The organism is Bacillus sp. FSL R9-9530 (assembly GCF_038008145.1).
Lineage (GTDB): Bacteria > Bacillota > Bacilli > Bacillales > Bacillaceae_G > Bacillus_A > Bacillus_A mycoides.
The window spans coordinates 3,258,866-3,275,245 of the sequence record NZ_JBBOYO010000001.1; the positions used below are offsets into that span (position 1 = coordinate 3,258,866).

Annotated in this window: 16 protein-coding genes; 1 reads left to right on the forward strand and 15 read right to left on the reverse strand. The window is 36.7% G+C overall.

Features of this window, described 5'->3' with window-relative positions; genetic code table 11:
• Positions 1 to 17: 17 nt before the first annotated feature.
• From cerA to bdhA, 3 genes are all read right to left on the reverse strand, one after another.
• The gene (cerA, locus tag MKX66_RS16450; RefSeq protein WP_002029789.1) at positions 18 to 869 is read right to left on the reverse strand and encodes a phospholipase CerA; all 852 of its coding nucleotides are present in this window, start codon (positions 867 to 869) and stop codon (positions 18 to 20) included.
• Positions 870 to 1,133: 264 nt separating this feature from the next.
• Positions 1,134 to 1,478 carry a potassium channel family protein gene (locus tag MKX66_RS16455; RefSeq protein ID WP_000948238.1) on the reverse strand — a complete coding sequence of 115 codons (345 nt, stop codon included), beginning with the start codon at positions 1,476 to 1,478 and terminating at the stop codon, positions 1,134 to 1,136.
• A 118-nt stretch (positions 1,479 to 1,596) separates the two neighbouring features.
• Entirely contained in the window at positions 1,597 to 2,649 is a 1,053-nt protein-coding gene (gene bdhA / locus MKX66_RS16460) for a (R,R)-butanediol dehydrogenase (protein WP_000645834.1), read from the reverse strand.
• 226 nt (positions 2,650 to 2,875) lie between these two features.
• Here bdhA and MKX66_RS16465 point away from each other — a divergent pair, with 226 nt between their 5' ends.
• Entirely contained in the window at positions 2,876 to 4,030 is a 1,155-nt protein-coding gene (locus tag MKX66_RS16465; RefSeq protein ID WP_341086740.1) for an MFS transporter, read from the forward strand.
• Positions 4,031 to 4,047: 17 nt separating this feature from the next.
• Here MKX66_RS16465 and MKX66_RS16470 read toward each other — a convergent pair whose 3' ends face one another.
• From MKX66_RS16470 to MKX66_RS16525, 12 genes are all read right to left on the reverse strand, one after another.
• Entirely contained in the window at positions 4,048 to 4,377 is a 330-nt protein-coding gene (locus MKX66_RS16470) for a hypothetical protein (RefSeq protein WP_012260316.1), read from the reverse strand.
• A 28-nt stretch (positions 4,378 to 4,405) separates the two neighbouring features.
• On the reverse strand, positions 4,406 to 4,747 hold the full coding sequence (locus tag MKX66_RS16475) for a hypothetical protein (protein WP_002029794.1): 342 nt from the start codon (positions 4,745 to 4,747) through the stop codon (positions 4,406 to 4,408).
• A 322-nt stretch (positions 4,748 to 5,069) separates the two neighbouring features.
• Positions 5,070 to 7,460, reverse strand: a complete 2,391-nt coding sequence (gene inhA2, locus MKX66_RS16480; protein ID WP_098635223.1) for a M6 family metalloprotease immune inhibitor InhA2 — start codon at positions 7,458 to 7,460, stop codon at positions 5,070 to 5,072.
• Positions 7,461 to 7,758: 298 nt separating this feature from the next.
• Entirely contained in the window at positions 7,759 to 8,406 is a 648-nt protein-coding gene (gene fsa, locus MKX66_RS16485) for a fructose-6-phosphate aldolase (protein WP_000667669.1), read from the reverse strand.
• A gap of 38 nt (positions 8,407 to 8,444) precedes the next feature.
• Positions 8,445 to 9,368: a ribose ABC transporter substrate-binding protein RbsB gene (rbsB, locus tag MKX66_RS16490; protein ID WP_061673978.1), complete on the reverse strand. Its 924-nt coding sequence runs from the start codon at positions 9,366 to 9,368 to the stop codon at positions 8,445 to 8,447.
• Positions 9,369 to 9,382: 14 nt separating this feature from the next.
• The gene (locus MKX66_RS16495) at positions 9,383 to 10,318 is read right to left on the reverse strand and encodes an ABC transporter permease subunit (protein ID WP_002029798.1); all 936 of its coding nucleotides are present in this window, start codon (positions 10,316 to 10,318) and stop codon (positions 9,383 to 9,385) included.
• 3 nt (positions 10,319 to 10,321) lie between these two features.
• Positions 10,322 to 11,806: a ribose ABC transporter ATP-binding protein RbsA gene (gene rbsA / locus MKX66_RS16500; RefSeq protein WP_002029800.1), complete on the reverse strand. Its 1,485-nt coding sequence runs from the start codon at positions 11,804 to 11,806 to the stop codon at positions 10,322 to 10,324.
• A gap of 18 nt (positions 11,807 to 11,824) precedes the next feature.
• Positions 11,825 to 12,220: a D-ribose pyranase gene (gene rbsD / locus MKX66_RS16505; protein WP_002125248.1), complete on the reverse strand. Its 396-nt coding sequence runs from the start codon at positions 12,218 to 12,220 to the stop codon at positions 11,825 to 11,827.
• Positions 12,217 to 13,113, reverse strand: a complete 897-nt coding sequence (gene rbsK, locus MKX66_RS16510) for a ribokinase (protein WP_341086741.1) — start codon at positions 13,111 to 13,113, stop codon at positions 12,217 to 12,219. The genes rbsD and rbsK overlap by 4 nt, the downstream gene beginning before the upstream one ends.
• A 13-nt stretch (positions 13,114 to 13,126) precedes the next feature.
• Positions 13,127 to 14,098, reverse strand: a complete 972-nt coding sequence (rbsR, locus tag MKX66_RS16515) for a ribose operon transcriptional repressor RbsR (protein WP_341086742.1) — start codon at positions 14,096 to 14,098, stop codon at positions 13,127 to 13,129.
• A 138-nt stretch (positions 14,099 to 14,236) separates the two neighbouring features.
• Complete coding sequence (locus tag MKX66_RS16520) at positions 14,237 to 15,850, reverse strand: MDR family MFS transporter (RefSeq protein ID WP_044444494.1); 1,614 nt, start codon at positions 15,848 to 15,850, stop codon at positions 14,237 to 14,239.
• 19 nt (positions 15,851 to 15,869) lie between these two features.
• On the reverse strand, positions 15,870 to 16,337 hold the full coding sequence (locus tag MKX66_RS16525; protein ID WP_002140385.1) for a MarR family winged helix-turn-helix transcriptional regulator: 468 nt from the start codon (positions 16,335 to 16,337) through the stop codon (positions 15,870 to 15,872).
• Positions 16,338 to 16,380 lie beyond the last annotated feature (43 nt).

Genomic DNA, 16,380 nt, shown 5'->3' on the forward strand with positions numbered 1-16,380 from the left:
TGACCTTTTTCAAATATTTAACGATTTCCGTACGTATCAAACCAAAGCTGTATGTATCCAGCAGTAACACGTTGTGCATCCATTAATCGCGTACCTGTCATTGGTGTAACTTCAGCGCGCCATTTATCTGCATATTCTTGTGATACAGCTGCTTTCACGAACCAATCTTTCGTATTATCATTTACAATGCCAGAGTAATCTTGTTTCGCAGCTACTGCCGCTCCATGAATCCAATCTTCTGGATTTGTACCTTTCCAGTTCCAATATCCATTTCCATCCGTTACTTTATAATTATCTTTTATCGTATCTACAAAGTTTTCATATTTAGAATGGAACCCTTGTGGATACGAAAGATTTGTAAAGTTTGCCGCATGCATCGGTTGATTTACATCCCCTAAATAATGAAGAGATAACCCCAAATAGAAGAATGCTTGTTTCATATCTTTATTTTTGTATGACTCACCTGCTAATTTAAAATATTTAGCTCCAGTTTCCTTTGCCTGCTTTGCAAATGGAATATAAGTTTTTCCATTGTCAGGGTCATAGAAGTGTGAAGCAAATGTGCTATTATCATAATAAGGATTTTCATAGTCAGCAGCATAAATACCGTTCTCTAACTCCGTACGCCATTCATTTAATAGTGCAACCTGATCTTGTTTTACAAGTGTTGTATTACGAGACATAATATCCATTGCACGGTTCACAATCCATAAATGAGAGTTTACGCCTTCTTTATGCTTATCTTCAGCAGACCAGCGGTGAACTATATTTATTCTACTTCCCCCATCATTTTCATGAGCAAATGCAACACTTTGTAACGGAGCTACTAATGTAATAGCCGCTGCTAAAGCAAGTACTTTCTTTTTCATATAAAATCCTCCATTTTTTAATTGAATTATTGTAAACTTTTTGTTAGGATCCTATGATATCGTCTGGTTAACCTATGACTAGAATATCCCACCTTTCATGAAATTTCTATCAATAAATTAAAATATGCAAATGTTCATATCATTATAACTTTATACATAGTGAATATAATGAATGAATACACTTACATTGTAATAAAGTATTGTTAAGCTACTGCAAATGATTGTCTAAACTAATGTAAAAAAAGAGTAAAGCATCCACATGCTTTACTCTTTTTTTCTTTTCGATAATATACTTGGCAGCTGTACATTAACTGCCAACTTATGAATAAATCCAAACACTAATCCAATCCCGATAAATATGTATAAGATCGTAAATACCTTTCCAAAATCAGTTTGCGGACTAAAATTCCCATCACCGACAGTCGTCAACGTGACCACACTAAAATATAGGGCGTCAAGAGGACGTAATCCTTCAACTGTACTATAAAAAATCGTACCTGATGTTAATGTTAAAAATGTTAATACGAATAATACTTGAAATTCTTTATCTTTCCACGCTCGTAAACAAGCTTTTAGCATCCGTTTCAATGTCAACATAAATGAAAGCATTAGACTTCCCCTTCCAAACAAAATACCTGTAGTTAAAGGAAAGTCTATCACCTTTCTGTATAGAAAAAAAGTAGCCCTCTTCTATTTCTAGAAAAGGGCTACTTTTTACTATTCTCTATTATTTAGGTGAAACAAGAATTTTCACTTGTGTTTTATCTTTTACAAGTGCTTCAAATCCTTCTTCAACAACTTGATCTACTGTGATTTTTTTCGTAATTAATTTCTCTGCTTGAATTTGGCCAGAGCTAATTAATTTAATAACAGCTGGGAAGATATGACGGTATCCAAGAATACCAATAACTTCTTTTTCTTTTAGTACAAGATTGTTTGGCGTAATTGTCGCATCTTTTTCCCACACACTAACAATTACAGTTTGTCCTTCAAAGCTTGTACTTTCAATCGCTTGACGAAGTACTACTTCGACACCTGTTACTTCAAAGCTCACATTTACACCTAAACCATTTGTTAAGTTACGAATTTCTGCTAGTACATCTTGAGTTGCTGGGTTCAATACATAATCAGCACCTGCTAATTTAGCTAGCTCTTGACGTTCTTTAGAAAGTTCCACTGCGATAACAGGAGTTGCTCCTGCTGCTTTTGCTGCTTGGATTACAAGAAGCCCAATCGGACCACAACCAAATACCGCTACAGCTTCTCCCTCTTTTAATTTACTTTGACGTACTGCATGAACTGCTACTGCTGCTGGTTCTACAAGTGCACCTTGTTCATACGTCATTTCATCAGGAATATGGTGGACCATATCTTCTGGTACTACTGTATATTCAGAGAAACCGCCGCCTTCTCCGCCAAGACCGTGGAAAACAAGTTGTTCACAAACATTGTAATGTCCGTGTTTACAAGCTTCACATTTACCACAAGAATAAATTGGTTCTACAACGACGCGATCTCCCACTTTATGAGAAGTAACGCCTTCACCGATTTCAACTACCTCACCACTAAACTCATGACCTAAAATAACCGGTGCTTTTACGTGTGTTAATGGGTGCTCTTCTGTTGGAATAAAAATAGGTCCTGCTAAATATTCATGCAAGTCTGTTCCGCAGATACCACACCATTTAACTTTAATCTTAACTGCTCCTGGTCTTACAGTTGGTTCTGGTACTTCTTCTACTCGTACATCACGTTGATTATGCCAAAGTAGTGCTTTCATTTTATACATCCCTCTCTACGTATATACTTAACCTGGTGAAGTTTACAAATCTATTATAATACTTCCATCCATATATTTCAAAAAAACAATCTCATTCCCACTAAATTTTAACAAATAACGTTCAATATTTTGTCACTTTGTACTTTTTTCCACATCTGTTAATGCTAATTTCATTGCGGTTGAAATTAGCATTATGCCATAATAGCAGAGGAGAGGTGAATATCGCTTGAAATATTTTATTTACTTTATTGTTATCGTAGCGTTTTTAGATACATTTTCACAATTACCTATTATGAGTACTTTCGCTCAAGGTCTTGGAGGAACCCCTCTTGTTATCGGGCTAGTTATCGGTATGTACTCATTCGCTAATATGATCGGTAATATTATCGCTGGAGCCGCTGTCGATAAATTTGGTGCAAAAAAAATCCTTTATATAAGCATGGGAATTACGAGTTTCATAGTCTTGTTATACACCGTTGTTCAAAGTGGTGAACAACTATTAGTTGTGCGCTTTATGCACGGTTTTAGTGACGGATTTTTAATTCCTGCTGCCTTTACGTTTTTATCAAAGCAAACGAATTCAGCAAGGCAAGGTAAAGCAATGGCTCTATCTGGTGCCGCTGTTGGAACAGCTGCAATCGTAGGACCTGCTTTCAGCGGCATTATGAAAGCAACAGCTGGTATAGAGTGGGTGTTCATTACTATTTCTATTTTAATGGTCCTTGGTACAATCGTATCTCTATTCTTCTTACCAAATAACGTATCAAGAAAAGATACATCAAGAACACAAATGATGAACAAAGAAGATATGATTGAACTATTGAAATCAGAACCGTTATTACAAGCATATATTGGTGCTTTCACACTAATGTTTTCACAAGGGATTGTCACTTATATGTTACCAGTAAAAGTTGAGGCATTAGCACTTAAAGCATCTACAACAGGCATGATGTTAAGTGTATTCGGAATTACCGCTATCCTCTTCTTCTTACTGCCAACAAATCGCATTTACGATCGATTTAATCGTTCCAAACTAATGCTAATCGGGATTGCAGTAATGGCACTAGCGTTATCTTTACTCGGATTATTTGCAACAAAAGGCATGCTCTTTATCGTTATGATGATTTATGGAATTGGATTCGCTATCCTCTTCCCAGCAATTAATGCTTTACTTGTTGAAAATACAACAGATAGTAACCGAGGGAAAGCATTCGGATTGTTTTATGCTTTCTTCTCATTAGGAGTTGTTGCTGGCTCCTTTACAGTTGGAGCAATCGGGGCATCGCCTAGCGTCAGCTTCGTTATCGGAACTGCATTCTTGTTAACATTTGCTGGAATGATTTTTGTAAGAAGCAAAGTAAAAAAGACAATGATGGGTTAATTCCATCATTGTCTTTTTTAAAATGCATATTGATATAACCCGTAATATAATGGCAGCGTTGGGATAATACCAATTAATTTGAATATAAAAGGTAGCGGGTCATCCTTCTCTTCATATAAACGTAAAACAAAAACTGCAGTTAAAGTCCAAATGATGCTAAATACGAAGATGCATTGCCAAACGATCGGCGTCAATATTTGTACATCAAAAACAAATCCAAATAGTCCTATCCATGTAATAATAGACACTACAAAATCAAACTTTTGAATCGGTGTTTGAAACATCCCTCTCACTAGCGAAGTAATAGCTAATATCGCTACAATTACCAAATAAATTTTCCACAACATAATGATAATCTCCTATTCAATTCAACTTTCAACTTTTAACTTTCAATAAACCATATTTAATGAATAATATGGCATTATATTTTTCATAGAAATAATACAACGGATAACAAAATAAGAAGAAAATAAGTACGGTTGGTACATTGTCTATAATAGAAAAATGTTTTACTAGCAATTCTTTAATACTCTCTCCAATAATAATAAACAGTGGGATAACACAGATTGCCGCTAATATTAAACATGGTGTTATCCTCATTTCTTTCAGCTTCACCTTACAATGCGGACACCTTAATGAAAAAGGATGTGGGATGTCGATAATATGTTGTGCAGTAATATTCTCTTCACATTGTGGACATGCAATTGTTTCTTTCATTTGTCCCCCTCCTTTCTACTCATCAAAAAAGAGTTCTATTAAATAGAACTCTTTTTATTGCCTAATATATATTACTTTTGTATATAACCAAATATCAATGTAAATAAACTTACATATAAAAGCAATACTACATTCTTCCTTTAAAAAAGAAAGTCTATAAATACCGACGATACTTCGACAATTTCCTCGGAAATATTTCCTTTACCCACATAATTTGATACACTACATATGAACAGACAATTGTATTACATAAGCTAAAATAATAACTTAATGTACAAATTAAAAAGCACACTCTTCATATGAAGAATGTGCTTTTATGTTATTAACGTTTAATCCAAACAGCACCTGCAGACTTATCATCTGCCTGTCCAACAACTTGGAATTTAAGTCCAAGGTTTGGAACTTTTCTTCCCGCGTCTGCAATTTGTTTGTTACTATATACTTTTGAATCATCAAAAGTTGTAACACCTTGTAATCCAGAATAGTTAAACTGTCCACGTGTTAATGAATTTGCACTCCATGCGGGTGTTTGATCAAATGAAAAGGCAGCGTCTGCAATTTGCATGCCTGTATTACCATACGCTGGTTTCCCGTTTAAATTACCAACAAACGCTTCTGGATGAGAGTCTACAACACCAAGGAAGCCTTCACCTGGATGTACCCCAACCCAGTTATCTTTGAAACTATCATCTGCATACCAAACGACAAGACCAGTATTATACACCGGACCTTTTCCTGCTTTTAATCCATTATCTGACCCAGCATAGTTTCTCCACTCTAAATAATAATAATGTTGTTTCTTCTCTGTCCCATCAGAAACAACGAATCCATTTAACTGCATTTTAGATGTTCCTTCTGCATCATCAGAAAATACTACTTGTCCATCAACTGTTACATTTACATTATCCATCGCGAAACCTTTATATGTTACAGCTGGATCTGTAATATAGTCGAATTGTAGTTTCACTTTCTTCCCTTTAAATTGACTTAAATCGTATGATTTATCAATCCATTTTCCATCTGTCGTGTCTTTATCTCCTTGTACTACTTTTTCTCCAACTCTATCAATTAACGTCTTCGTTCCATCTTCTGTTACAGCATGTACTTCGATGAAATCACACTCTGCTTCTAACTCATAATTTGCTTTATAATCGAATTTTGCATTTGTTCCTTTTGTTAAATCAAAGAATGGTGTTTCTAATGTTGTATGCATATCATCTCCTCTTGTACTATAATATGCATGCTTTCCAAACTCCGGTTTAATTGTTTCAACACTTTTACCTGGTAAGTTAACACGTACAACGCCTGGACGATTGGATTTCGTAACACTTTGATCAATATATGTAGGAACTCCTACACCACGCTTAATTTTATCGTAATCTACTTCTAAAATTTTTGCCCAGTTACCACCCATATTTTTTTGTAAGAAATCTTTATTTTGTGGTGAGAAACTAGTTGGCTCTGTTCCTGCGATTTTTCCTGTCCAGCTACCTCCACTCATTAATGACCACGCTTCAACAGGTGAACCAGTTCCAGTATATTTCGTGTCATATTCATCCGGTAAGCCAAGGTCATGTCCAAATTCATGCGCAAATACACCTACTGCTCCATCTTCTGGTTCAATTGTGTAATCATGCGCTGCTACTTTTCCACCAAAGTAATCTACATTTGATTTTGTACCTTCAATCGCTACTGGATCTATTGCTAATTTTGAACGATGTGACCAAATTGCATCATCACCTAATTTACCGCCACCAGCTTCTTGACCAACACCAGCATGGATTACCATTAAATGATCAATTACACCATCAGGTTCATTTGGATTTCCATCACCATTTGTATCATATCTATCAAATTGATCAAATTGAGATAAATCTAACCCTTTCTCAGCAGCTGCATGTAAAGCTTCTTTCACTAAATCACGTGCGCCTTTTGGTCCTTTATTATCGTGACCGCTACTACCATCAGCACCATAATCAGCGGCTTTACCTGGAACAGTTAACCACTCTGTTACATATCCATCCGTCGTATAACTACCGCCAGACTGTTCTTCATAATATTGCTTAAATGTTTTTACTTTCGAACCATCAAATAATGTGTAAGGCTCATTACCAAATAACATTTTTTGATAATGTTCTCTACTAAAGTCTTTCGAATACATATAACCTGGTGTTTGCTCAATATTATTATGTTTATAATCACTAAATTCAACGAGTAACACTAACACTTTATCATTGCGGACAGGTCCACTATATGGAGCTTGTTTCGCCTTAGAAGTTGGAACTTTCCCATCTAATTGCTTTTTATTTGGCTCTGGCTTTTGCTCAGGGCTAACATTTTTTTCAGCTTTCTTTACTTTTTCCTTTTCTTCCATCTTCTTCTCTTTTACCTTTTTCACGAAATCAGATGCTTCTTGATTCGCATCGGGAAGAATTTCTTTATTCGCCTGATCCCCTTGTTTCTTTTCAATATATTGCTCTACGGCCTTTTTTGTCTCTTCTTTAGACGATGCTGGATTAATTGTTCCTCTTTCTTTCAGCGCTTCCGCTAAACGATCTTCTTGAATTAAGTTATGATCAATTGGCGTTGTAGACACACCTTCTTTTGCTGACGTTTCTGCATATGCTAACGGAGCACTCATTACAGCTGAGCAACCGATGAGTGTTGCGATCGTTAATGATGACAACACTTTAAATGGCGCTTTTTTTCTCATTTTAATCATCCCCTTGTATCAATCTTAAACTTCAGATAAAAATATGTAATCTATCCTCCCTTGTATAATAAAAGACATGATTCTATAAGAAATAAGCTTTCTGTTATAGAATCATGCCCTCCAGTTTTCTGGTCAGACCCTCTATCTTTTTATGTCGAAATGTGAAAAATAAAGAGTGATTTGTATATATTAAATAGCTTATATTAAAAATTTAAAAGACAATATGCACAATTGCATGAAAATTCTTTCAAACAAAAAAAGAACCCAAGTTAATTAAACTTGGGTTCTCCATTTCGTATTATTTCTCTTGTGTTTTTTCCCAATCAGCTAAGAATTTCTCAATTCCTTGATCTGTTAATGGGTGCTTCACTAATGAAGCGATTACGTTTGCTGGGATTGTTGCAATATGTGAACCGTTTAATGCTGCTTCTGTTACGTGAACACTATGACGTACAGATGCTGCAATGATTTCTGTTTCAATGCCGTGAATTGCAAAGATTTCTGCGATTTGGCGAATTAAGTCCATACCGTTATGACCGATATCATCTAGGCGACCTAAGAACGGTGAAACGTATGTCGCACCAGCGCGAGCTGCAAGTAATGCTTGCACTGCTGAGAATACTAATGTAACGTTTGTACGAATTCCTAAATCTGAGAATGCTTTTACTGCTTTTAAGCCTTCTGTTGTCATTGGAACTTTTACAACAACATTTGGAGCGATTTTTGCTAACTCTTTTCCTTCTTCAATCATTTTGTCAGCTTCTAAGCTAATTACTTCTGCGCTTACAGGTCCTTCAATAAAGCTGCAAATTTCACGAATACGCTCATGGAAATCTACGCCTTCTTTTGCTACAAGTGATGGGTTTGTCGTTACTCCAGCTACTACGCCTAATGCATTTGCCTCTTTAATTTCGTTAATGTTTGCTGTATCAATAAAAAATTTCATTTGTTATTCTTCCTTCCTAATTTTCATTTTATATTTATTTATTTTTTCTTAATAAGCTCTAATTCAATCGGAATAAATTTGTCCACTTTTTTACCTTGTGTTATCTCTTTTGCTGTTTCCATCGCCTTCTCTCCGATTAATTCCGGTTTTTGAGCGACTGTTGCTGCCATACGCCCATCTTTAACCGCTTTTACAGCATCATCCGTTGCATCAAATCCAACAACGACTACATCCGTTTTACCAGCAGATTTTAATGCCTCAATTGCGCCTAATGCCATTTCATCATTATGAGCAAATACCGCTTTAATATCGCTATTTGCTTGCAAAATATTTTCCATAACGGATAACCCTTTTGCACGATCGAAATCAGCTGCTTGTTTTGCTACTACTTTTAAAGACTTATCAGCTACGTTATGGAATCCTTTCCCACGCTCACGAGCAGCAGACGATCCAGGTATTCCTTCTAACTCAGCGACATTTGTTCCCACGCCAACTACTTCCCGAATGTAATCACTAGCCATTTGACCACCTTCTACATTGTTGGAAGCTATGTGAGAAACAACTTTACCTGAATTTGCAACTCTGTCTACTGTAATAACAGGAACATTGGCTGCATTGGCTGCACTTACCGCTGAAGCAACAGCATCTGAGTCGGTTGGATTAATAACAATTACATCGACACCTTTTTGAATTAAATCTTCAACATCGTTTGTTTGCTTCGCTGCATCATTTTGTGCATCAACAGCAATTAATTCAATGCCGCTATCTTTTGCTTTCTTTTCTGCACCTTTTTTCAACGTGACGAAAAATGGATTATTTAAAGTTGAAACAGAAAATCCAACTTTAATAGTTTTATTTCGACCTTTATCGCTAGAATCCTTTGCCCATTCTGGTGGTTCCATTGAACAACCAGCAGTAACTACCATGATGCATGCAACGAGTATCAGTAACCATTTTTTCATGAATTGCCCCTCCATTACGCTTCTTTTCGACGATCAATTAGTACAGCTAGTAAGATTACAAGTCCTTTTACAACTTGTTGGAAGAAAGAAGATACACCTAATAAATTTAAACCGTTATTTAGTACACCAATAATAAGCACACCGATGAATGTACCAACAATCCATCCTCTTCCACCTGAAAGACTCGTTCCTCCTAACACAACTGCAGCAATTGCATCCAATTCGTAAGAAGTACCAGCAGTCGGCTGTGCAGAATCTAACCTTGATGTTAAGACAATACCTGCAAGCGCTGCCAAAATTCCGGAAAGACCGTAAATCATTACTTTAATTCTCGTAACATTAATACCTGATAAAGCTGCCGCTTCTTCATTTCCACCAATCGCAAACGTACGGCGACCAAACGTTGTTTTCTTTAAAATAAAGTACAGTACTGCAAAAGCGATCATCATTGTAACGGCTGGCACAGGAATACCAAGGAAATAACCACGGCCAAACATTTGGAACATTAAATGATCACCAAGACCAGTGATCGGACGTCCGTCCATATAAACAAGCGTCAACCCGCGAAAAATAGTCATTGTTGCTAAAGTTGCAATAAACGGAGCTACTTTTCCCTTCGCAATAATGATACCGTTTACAATCCCCATTGCAAGACCTGCTAATAATCCAACTACCATTGCAAGGAACGGATCCATGCCACTTGCCATCATTCCGGCAACAAGTGCACTTGATAATGCTAAAATAGAACCTACCGATAAGTCAATACCCCCTGTTAAAATAACGAAGGTCATTCCAAATGCAATGAGTGCATTAATCGATACTTGGCGCAGTATATTAAATAAATTTGGAATTTCAATAAATGCTGGATTTAAAGCTGTAATTACTACGATAATTAATACTAATCCAATTAAAGAACCAAGTTGTTGTAATACATTCCCCTTCTTAGCCATATCTTACTCTCCCCCTGTAGCTAGTGCCATAATAGACTCTTGCGATGCCTGATCTTTCTCTAAAATACCACCGATTTTCCCTTCATGAATGACGAGAACTCGATCACTCATTCCTAAAACTTCTGGAAGCTCAGACGATACCATAATAACGGCATCTCCTTGCTCGGTAAGCTTATTCATAATAGAGTAAATTTCTTTTTTAGCCCCAACATCTACACCTCTCGTTGGTTCATCTAAAATGAGTAACTGCGGATGAATACCTAACCATTTTGCAATTACAATCTTTTGCTGATTTCCACCAGAAAGAGATTTTACAGCTTGCTCTCCGTTTGCTGCTTTCACATTAAGAAGCTTCATCATATCCTCAGTAAATTGCTGTTCTAAACCTTTATTAACAACGCTTCCCTTTGAAAGACTTTCTAAATTTGGTAAAGCTAAATTTTCACGAATCGAAAAATCTAACACAAGCCCTTCAGATTTTCTATCCTCTGTAATAAAGGCAATTCGTTGTCTAATCGCATCAATTGGACTATCAATTTTTACTTCTTGTCCATTCATGAAAATTTTTCCTGAATCGAGCGGTTCATATCCAAATATTGCTTTCATAATATCCGTGCGACCAGCTCCCATCAAGCCCGCAACACCAAGGATTTCACCTTTTCTAACTTGAAACGAAACATTTTCAAATTTCCCCTTTTTCGTTCCGTTTCGCATTTCAAAAATCACTTCGCCAATTTGACTATTTCGTTCTGGATAACGTTCACCAATACTGCGCCCCACCATCATGCTAACTACTTCATCAAATGATGTTTCTGGAATTAATCTCTTCCCTACATATTCTCCATCACGCAAAATCGTAATAGCATCACATATTGAAAAAATTTCTTCCATCCGGTGTGAAATATAAACGAATGAAACGCCCTCTTTACGTAATTTATTAATAACAATAAACAGCGTTTCAATTTCGCGATCTGTTAATGCTGCTGTAGGTTCATCCATAATAATAACGCTCGCCTTTGTCATTAATGCTTTAGCAATTTCAATAATTTGCTGTTGTCCAACTGATAATTCACCTGCTAGCATAGCACCTCTCACATGTAGGCCAAGATCTGCTAATTGTTGCTGGGCAATCGCATTCATTTGACGCGTACGTAAAATGCCCGTTTTCCCATACATTAACTCTTTTCCAAGAAACATATTTTCAGCTACCGTTAAATTCGGTAATATGTTCAACTCTTGATGGATAAATGCAATACCATACTCTTCAGCTTCTTTCGCATTTTTAAAAGTTCGTTCTTTCCCATCAATCATGACTGTTCCACTGTCTTTTTTATATACACCTGTTAAAATCTTCATGAGCGTCGATTTCCCCGCTCCATTTTCCCCCATCAATGCATGAACTTCTCCTGTTTCAATCATAAACTGTGCGTTTTTTAGAACAGGATTACCACTGAACGCTTTTGAAATGTTCTTCATTTCAATATGCATTCTCATCACATCCCTTTATTAAAAAATCACGCCTGCATGTAAAATAACATTCGCATAAGGCGTTGCTTCTCCTGTACGAATAATCGCCTTCGCTCTCTTTGTATGCTCTTTAAATTCCTTATGAGACACATATTCAAATGCTGGCTCTATTAATCGCATCTCAACTTCTTTATTTACCTCTGCATTATTTATAATAACTTCTTCTGCTAACATCACTTTTTCAATTGCCATATCATCAGCAACTACTTGTAATACGTCTAAAAAACTAGGTTTTCCGATTTCAACTGCTAAATCAATTCGTTTTACTCCATCAGGAATAGGTAACCCGCAATCAGCAATTACAATCGTATCTGTATGTCCAAGTGAAGCAAGGACCGCCGCAATTTCACTATTTAATACACCGTGTTTCTTCATCCGACAATCACCTGCACTTCACGTACTCTATCTCTTGTTGGCATACCGCCCTGTGCCCCAAGTTTCGTTACAGAAAGACCACCAGCAATGTTCGCAAAACGAATTGCTTTTTGAAGTATTTCTCCTTCAGAAAGTACAACTGCTAGCGCGCCGTTAAATGTATCACCAGCTCCAGTCGTATCCACTACGTCTACAGCAATACTTGGAACTTGAACAACTTCCGTTCCGTTATGGAAACGAACACCGTTAGACCCTTCCGTCATCAATAGCTTATTTGGATATTTCGCAAGTAACTCTTCAATTGGTGATGTGAAATCATTTAATACGATGCGACATTCATGTTCATTCGGCGTAATATAAGTCGCTTTTTCTAAAATATCTTCTGATAAGATTTGTGCTGGAGCCGGATTCAACATAACTGGAATGTTATGCTCCTCACAAATAGCCAGAACGTATTTTACTGTTTCAAGCGGAATCTCTAGTTGAAGAACAACCATATCTGCTTTTACAAGAAGGTCTTTTGAACGATCTACAATCGACTCATTTACAAGAGCATTTGCTCCTTGTACGACAACAATACTGTTATCCTCTTCTGCTAAAACGATATGAGCGATTCCTGTCGTCCTATCTGTAACCGGTACCACATAGTCGATAAAAATGCGTTCGTTCTCCAAATTTTTTCTAACTACTGTTCCGTAATCATCATTTCCTACTGCACCAACCATCGCTACATTTGCTCCTAATCTAGCTGCAGCAACTGCTTGGTTGGCCCCTTTTCCTCCTGGTATCGTATGAAACGCTTCACCAATTACTGTTTCTCCTGCTTTCGGCCGTATTTTTGAAACAGCCACTAAGTCCATTGAAATGCTACCTACTACTGCAATATTTGGCATCTGTCTCATCTCCTTACTTCGTTGTATTTCGTTCTATAATTTCAATCGGTAAACGATAGTGTTTTTCTTCTAATGGATTTCCTTCCATCTGCTCTAACAACAATTCTGTTGCAATTTTCCCCATTTCATAAATTGGCTGTGCAACAGTCGTAATAGATGGATACATCATTTCAGTTAAAGAAATTCCATCGAATCCAATAATTTGTAAATCGTTTGGAATAGAAATTCCCTTTTGAAGTGCAGCCTTTACAATACCAATTGCAATTAAATCATTCCCAGCAACAATTCCATCAATATGCGGATATTCTTCTAATAATTCCACCGCTACCTGTTCACTATTAGCTGGATCGAATGTACTCTCTGCAATCATATAAGAAAGATTATTTTGCGTAATAACGTCTACAAAACCTTCAAAACGTTCATTAGCTGTGCTCACATCACGCGGTCCACGAATATGTGCAATATGTTTACACCCTTTGTCTATTAATAACTTTGTCGCCGCCTGGCTCCCTGCATAGTTATCTGCATATACAGTAGGAATGCGCTCATTAAACATACGGTCAATCGCAACAACTGGAGTAGACAAATTCATGTAATTAACACTATTTTGTGGATTCGTTGCTACAATAAATCCGTCCACATTATTTTGTCTAAGCACATCAATGTATTGCTTCTCTTTTTCTAAATTTTCATCAGAGTTACAAAGTACAACTGTGTATCCTTGCTTATGTGCTACATCTTCTACAGCACGTGCAACTTCCGGAAAGAATGGATTCACGATATTTGGAACAACTAAGCCAATTAAACGAGACTTTTTATTATATAAAGAACGCGCTACTGTACTAGGCTTATAATCTAGCATTTCAATTGCTCGCTCTACTTTCTTTAATGTATCCTCATGGACATATCCATTTTTATTTAACACTCTGGAAACGGTCGCAACAGATACCCCTGCTAATTTTGCAACGTCTTTAATCGTACTCATTCTCTTTTCTCCTCATTTCATGTAACCGTTTACAGAAAATAATATAACGCATTTATAAAAATACGTCAATCATTTCTAACTAAAAAGCTTTTAAGGTTATACTCAAAAAAAGCATCGCCATAAGGCGATGCTTTTTTATTACGAATATGATACAGTTTTTTCCTTTTCTTCTACAGCAGGCTCTTCAGCATCTTTTTTACGATCAGACAGTTTAATTTTCTGTAAGAAAATCGTAAAGATAGCACCTACTACGATAAATACCAATCCTGTTAAGAATACAGTATGAAGTGAGTCCACTAAAGAGCTTTTCAAAATTGGTACGATGCTATTAGAAAATGCTTCTGGCATTTGTTTTAATGCCTCTGGACTAAATAGCATAGAATATAAACTTTGTGGATCTGTATGAATCATATCTTTAAATTTTGTTACCATTTGTCCCGCTTCTTTTGGGAATGTGTCTAATACAGGTACTAATTTATTTGTTAACGTTGTGCCTGAAGTGTTATTCATAATTGATCCTAAAATTGTAATCCCAAACGTTCCACCGATTTGACGGAAGAATTGACTTGATGATGTTACAACGCCAAGATCTTTTTTCGGGAAGCTTTCTTGTAATGCTAATGTTAATATCGGCATAACAAGACCCATTCCTAAACCGATAACCATCATATAAGAAGTAGCGGTAAGCTTAGTTGTATGCATATCCATCGTTGTTAATAACCAGAAACCACTAGCCATAATAAGCATCCCTGTAATAATTTGTGGTTTCACACCAATTTTTAATACAAGCTGACCACCGATAATACTCATAACGATCATTGTAATCATCATCGGTGTCATAATCGTTCCTGATTCAGCAGCACTTACGCCTACAATTCCTTGCATAAAGAACGGTACGAACATAATTGCTCCAAACATTCCGATACTCATAAAGAAACCGATCGCATTCAGTAGTGTAAATGTACGGTTTTTAAAGAAGTGCATCGGTAAAATTGGTTCTTCAGCCTTCGTTTCAACGATAACAAAGCTAACAATACCAATGGCAGCTAGTGCAAATAACCCGATAATTTGCCAAGAACCCCATGCATAATCTTTCCCGCCAAACGTTAACGCAAGTAATAAACTTACAACACCGAGAATCATCGTGAAGATTCCAGCGATATCAATTTTAATTGGTCCTGTTTGTTTATGTGCTTTTAATCCCATTGCAATGAAGATTGTCGCTAAAATACCAACTGGTAAGTTAATATAGAATACCCATCTCCAGTTCACTGCGTCTACAATCCAACCACCAACTTGTGGTCCAATTACAGAGGCAAGACCGTATAGAGCTCCAAAAATACCTTGCCATTTAGCACGTTCTTTTCCCGTGAACATATCTCCGATAATAATCATAGCCATTGGCATCATAATACCGCCACCAAGACCTTGAATACCACGGAAAATAATTAATTCTGTCATACCGTTTGCCATACCACATAACGCTGAACCAACCATAAAGATAATTAATCCTGCTATATATACGTTACGACGTCCAAGTAAATCCGCTAATTTACCTGCAATCGGTACAACCGTTGTTGATGTTAACATGTACGCTGTTGTTAACCATGTCATTAAACTTAATCCACCTAGTTCACCGACGATACGCGGCATTGCTGTACCAACGATTGTTCCGTCCAATGCAGCAAATAGCATTGCGATTACTAAACCGATTAACAACAACTTTCTATTCTGATTTTCTTGTTGCTCCATGTAATCTCCTCAATTCCTCTTAGTTTTTCTCTTTTTTCTCTTTTTTCTCTGGTTTCCCACAAATAATTGTTTCTAGCTTTTCAAAGAGGCGCAACAAATCTTCCCTCTCTTGTAATTCTAAGTGTGAGAAGTATTTTGCAATATGCTCATTACGAGCCGCCATCGCTTCTTCTACTGTAGTTTTCCCCTTCTTCGTTAGCTCAATGACAACAACGCGGCGATCATTATCGTCGTGATAGCGCTCTACTAACCCATGATCAATTAAACGATCAGTCATTACTGTAATCGCGCTCGGTTTCACGTACATTTTCTCCGCCAATTGTGTCGCTCTTGAAGCTCCGTAATGATCTAAAATCTTTAAAATATAAAACTGCGGTGGTGTAAGTCCTGATGCTTGCATTTGTTCTAATAGCTCTGTTTGCATTTTCTTTCCTATAGCGAATGTAAGAGCTTGAATCTTATCAATATGAGTCATATCATTTGGCATGTTATCCACCTCTTATTTAAGCAATAAAATATTTAACGTATTT

Excerpts from the sequence above, each read along its gene's own strand:
- cerA (WP_002029789.1), bottom strand. The coding sequence starts at position 869 with ATGAAAAAGAAAGTACTTGCTTTAGCAGCGGCTATTACATTAGTAGCT.
- MKX66_RS16455 (WP_000948238.1), bottom strand. The coding sequence starts at position 1,478 with ATGCTTTCATTTATGTTGACATTGAAACGGATGCTAAAAGCTTGTTTA.
- bdhA (WP_000645834.1), bottom strand. The coding sequence starts at position 2,649 with ATGAAAGCACTACTTTGGCATAATCAACGTGATGTACGAGTAGAAGAA.
- MKX66_RS16470 (WP_012260316.1), bottom strand. The coding sequence starts at position 4,377 with ATGTTGTGGAAAATTTATTTGGTAATTGTAGCGATATTAGCTATTACT.
- MKX66_RS16475 (WP_002029794.1), bottom strand. The coding sequence starts at position 4,747 with ATGAAAGAAACAATTGCATGTCCACAATGTGAAGAGAATATTACTGCA.
- inhA2 (WP_098635223.1), bottom strand. The coding sequence starts at position 7,460 with ATGAGAAAAAAAGCGCCATTTAAAGTGTTGTCATCATTAACGATCGCA.
- fsa (WP_000667669.1), bottom strand. The coding sequence starts at position 8,406 with ATGAAATTTTTTATTGATACAGCAAACATTAACGAAATTAAAGAGGCA.
- rbsB (WP_061673978.1), bottom strand. The coding sequence starts at position 9,368 with ATGAAAAAATGGTTACTGATACTCGTTGCATGCATCATGGTAGTTACT.
- MKX66_RS16495 (WP_002029798.1), bottom strand. The coding sequence starts at position 10,318 with ATGGCTAAGAAGGGGAATGTATTACAACAACTTGGTTCTTTAATTGGA.
- rbsA (WP_002029800.1), bottom strand. The coding sequence starts at position 11,806 with ATGCATATTGAAATGAAGAACATTTCAAAAGCGTTCAGTGGTAATCCT.
- rbsD (WP_002125248.1), bottom strand. The coding sequence starts at position 12,220 with ATGAAGAAACACGGTGTATTAAATAGTGAAATTGCGGCGGTCCTTGCT.
- rbsK (WP_341086741.1), bottom strand. The coding sequence starts at position 13,113 with ATGCCAAATATTGCAGTAGTAGGTAGCATTTCAATGGACTTAGTGGCT.
- rbsR (WP_341086742.1), bottom strand. The coding sequence starts at position 14,098 with ATGAGTACGATTAAAGACGTTGCAAAATTAGCAGGGGTATCTGTTGCG.
- MKX66_RS16520 (WP_044444494.1), bottom strand. The coding sequence starts at position 15,850 with ATGGAGCAACAAGAAAATCAGAATAGAAAGTTGTTGTTAATCGGTTTA.
- MKX66_RS16525 (WP_002140385.1), bottom strand. The coding sequence starts at position 16,337 with ATGCCAAATGATATGACTCATATTGATAAGATTCAAGCTCTTACATTC.